The 3,277-nt window shown below is 61.2% G+C and carries 5 protein-coding genes; 2 read left to right on the top strand and 3 right to left on the bottom strand.

The annotated features are described in order from the left end of the window. The coding region (locus DBR20_RS04065) for an AAA family ATPase (RefSeq protein WP_219927785.1) at positions 1 to 1,334 on the top strand (1,334 nt) is incomplete at its 5' end. Then, positions 1,331 to 1,996, top strand: a complete 666-nt coding sequence (locus DBR20_RS04060; RefSeq protein ID WP_108265278.1) for a retron system putative HNH endonuclease — start codon at positions 1,331 to 1,333, stop codon at positions 1,994 to 1,996. The genes DBR20_RS04065 and DBR20_RS04060, both read left to right, overlap by 4 nt. A gap of 63 nt (positions 1,997 to 2,059) precedes the next feature. Here DBR20_RS04060 and DBR20_RS04055 read toward each other — a convergent pair whose 3' ends face one another. The 3 genes from DBR20_RS04055 to DBR20_RS04045 all read right to left on the bottom strand — a co-directional run. Continuing rightward, the gene (locus DBR20_RS04055; protein WP_049467432.1) at positions 2,060 to 2,494 is read right to left on the bottom strand and encodes an SseB family protein; all 435 of its coding nucleotides are present in this window, start codon (positions 2,492 to 2,494) and stop codon (positions 2,060 to 2,062) included. A gap of 50 nt (positions 2,495 to 2,544) precedes the next feature. Then, complete coding sequence (locus DBR20_RS04050; protein ID WP_100553552.1) at positions 2,545 to 2,880, bottom strand: hypothetical protein; 336 nt, start codon at positions 2,878 to 2,880, stop codon at positions 2,545 to 2,547. 3 nt (positions 2,881 to 2,883) lie between these two features. Beyond that, positions 2,884 to 3,277, bottom strand: a 394-nt coding sequence (locus DBR20_RS04045; RefSeq protein WP_219927784.1) for a S41 family peptidase, incomplete at its 5' end; no start/stop codon positions are given.

The following is a 3,277-nucleotide window of genomic DNA, read 5'->3' as shown; positions in this document are numbered from 1 at the left end:
ATGCCCCCATGAGTGCGATCAACGAGATTTCCCGCCCTTACGGCCCAAGGCCCCATGCCATGCACATTGATTCGATTCGCCTGGTCAACTTCCGTTGCCACAAGGATCTGACGGTCAATTTCAATGATCGGTTCAACGTAATCGTGGCGGTCAATGGTGGGGGAAAGACGTCGCTGTTGAGGGCGATCTGCACAGCGTTGTCTCAACCATTGTCGTTTATGGGCGTGCATTCCAGCCCAGTGATGGGTAGCGACAGTGTCCGGGTGGAAACCCATATGCATGGCGGACGCTACAGGTTTGAAGAGACATATCCGGTCAAACTGCAGGTAAATGCCACAGCTTCCAATCGTACCTTTGTATGGCAGTCCCAGAAGGAAAGTGCCATTCAACACCCGCAGTTTGCCGGAGAGGAGGCGATTCAGAATTTTCAAAAGTGGGCTTCGGGAGAAGATTCCGAAGCGTTGCCCGTTTTTGCGTTTTACGCGGCTGGTCGCATCTGGCCAACGTCCCAACCACATCATCTTCAAGCCGCACTTACTCAAAGCTCCCGTCTCGATGGCTACGAAGCTTGGTGGAACGCGTCGCAGGCTGCCTCATTGCCACTCTGGCTGATCGCGAAGTGCATAGAACGTATGCAGATCGCATCGGAGACGGGCGGCCGTCTCGACGACGTACGAGATGATGAGCTTGCGTTGATCAATGATGCCTTGGCCGCGGCACTCGAGCATTTCCGTGGAATCAAGTTCGATATGAAACGCGGCTCGCTGCTGGTCGAGTGGACGGACCGTTTAGAACCCGATCTATTCAATGATCTGAGCGACGGACAGCGTTCGATGATTTTCCTGGTAGCTGACATTGCACGCCGCATCTGCTTGCTCAATCCGCAGCTGGGCATGGAGGCGCTACAGAGAACACCTGGCGTCGTCCTGATTGATGAGTTGGATGTGCATCTGCACCCCCACTGGCAGCGCCTGTTGGTTCGCGGCCTCAAGGCCGCCTTCCCGTCCGTCCAGTTCATTACCGCCAGCCATTCGCCTCAGATCATTGGCGAACTCCGTCCCGACGAGATCATCCTGCTTTCGAAGGAAGGCGTGAGCCAGCCACAGGTCAGCTACGGACTAACCTCCTCCCAGGTATTGCAGGACATCATGGGTGCAGAAGCCCGTACCCCGGTGGTCGAAGATAAGCTGGAGGAAGTTTTCAACCTGATCCAGCAGGGCCTGCTGGATCAGGCTCGTGCAGCGCTGGATAGGCTCGCGCGTATTGCCGACGGTGTTCCTGAGTTGGACAAGGCGCGTTCGGCGCTGAAGCGCAGGGAGATCATCGGGCGATGAGGAGCGTCATCAAGGGCCATGAACCCGCAGCGTTCACTGCGTGGAAGACCCTCGCAAACGCGGAGTGGGTGCCGAGCTATGACATCCTGCAGAATCCCCAGAAGGCAGAACTGCATGCTGCCCTCGTCACGGAGCAGTGGGGAACGTGCTGCTATTGCGGTAGAGCCATCACTACCAGCGAAAGCCATATCGAGCATTTCGCTCCTCAGGAACACTACCAGGAGCTGGAGCTTGATTTCGCCAATCTTCACGCCTCCTGCATCCGCAACACAGAACCACGGGCACCTTTGCACTGCGGGCATGGCAAGGGTAGTGAATATGACCCGATCCTCGTCATTTCGCCTGTCGATCCTCACTGCGAAGCCCGCTTCATCTATAACCGCTACACGGGCGGAATCTCGGCCAGCAAACCCGGGGATGCTTCGGCCGAGTACATGATCGATCTGCTCAAGCTGGACATCGACTTCCTGCGCATCCGGCGGAGAGAAACGCTGGAAGGCATGTTCGATGATGAGTTTGAAGAAACCGCGACTATCGACGAACTGGAGCACCTTGCTCAACGCGCGACATCCGCTGATTCAACAGGACGCCGCGTCTCATTTGGGCATGTACTGGCTCGACGTGCACGGGAATTGATCGCGCTGAAGCAGCAGGCTGCCTGATTCAAGCACCCTGCCATTGCGGGTAGTGCCGGCCGCTGGCCGGCACCCACAAGCCCCCTGGAATCAGTGCGCCATGCCGCGGGTGATCGCCGCAGCACGTTCCTTCAGCTGCGCCACCGCGTCGGGGATCATCTCCATGCCCACGTCCAGACCCGGGTTCAGTACCAGGCCGACGCCCTCGCCGATGCCCGACAGCAGCGCATGCACCGCGATGGGCATGGCATGGGCGAACTGCGGCAGCTGCTCATGCCAGATTTCCGCGCGCTCGGGCGCAGTGAACACCGCAAACATCGGCTCGCCGCCCTCGCTGGTCAGCACCAGCGGCGAAATGCTCTCGTCCCAGGCACCGTCTTCACCGATGGCCTTGTCCAGCAGCACGAACACCGGCGCGGTCAGCAGACCATCAAGGAACTGCGAGGCCGTGAGGGTTCCGTCCTGGGCCTGCAACAGGCGCACTTCCAGATCGTTGGCGGGTTCGAACGGCGTTTCGTGGTCCATGGTCGGTTCCGGTACGTGATTGCTGGCTGCAACTTTAGCAGGCCGCGTCCTCAACCACCGTGCCCCTGCCGCCACATCCACCCCGCCACTGCCAGCCCGGCCACCACCACCAGCATCACCGGCAGGCCGAAACGGTGCCGCCACGGGATCGGCACCCCGCCCAGCTGCTGGTCCATGCTTTCGGTATCCAGCACCCAGCCATGCTCGCAGCCGGTGCAGGCCAGCTCGTAGCGGCGCTGGTAGACGAAGCCGAACAGCAGGTCGATGCGCGCCATCTTGTAGCGCAGCTGCGGGGCGAACTCGGTTTCAGCCTGGCAGCGCAGGCAGTGGTGTGCTTCGGTGGGGCCGACAATCAGCACCCGTTCGTGCTGGCCGATCAGCAACATGGCTCAGCCCTCCTTGCAGGTGGGCTGGGCCAGCAGCCAGGCTTCGGCCGCAGCCACCGTGGCAGCATCGCCGACGGTGGCCTGGTCCGGCGCGATCTTCCGCCCGTCGCCATGTCCATTGCGATCGCGCATGACGCTGGTGGTCAGCACCAGCGCGCTGCCGTCCACCAGCCGGCGCACCACGTTGGCAGTCGATACGCCCGCCGTGGGCTGGCCGAAACTGCGGGTCTGCGCGCGGCCGCGGAACGCCAGAACGGTCGCCTCGCCGGAACTGGCGGTGCGCGGGCCGGTCAACACTGCCACCGGTGCGCCAACAAGGCTGGGTAGATAGCCGGGCTGGCCGAAATCCAGACCCGTCGCATCGCCCATGCGCACGCCGCTGGCGGTGGTCTGCCAC

The organism is Stenotrophomonas sp. HMWF023 (genome assembly GCF_003060985.1).
In the GTDB taxonomy this organism is placed as follows: Bacteria; Pseudomonadota; Gammaproteobacteria; order Xanthomonadales; family Xanthomonadaceae; genus Stenotrophomonas; species Stenotrophomonas lactitubi.
Note: the sequence above shows the minus strand (reverse complement) of the source record. Positions and strands in the feature narration are given on the sequence as shown.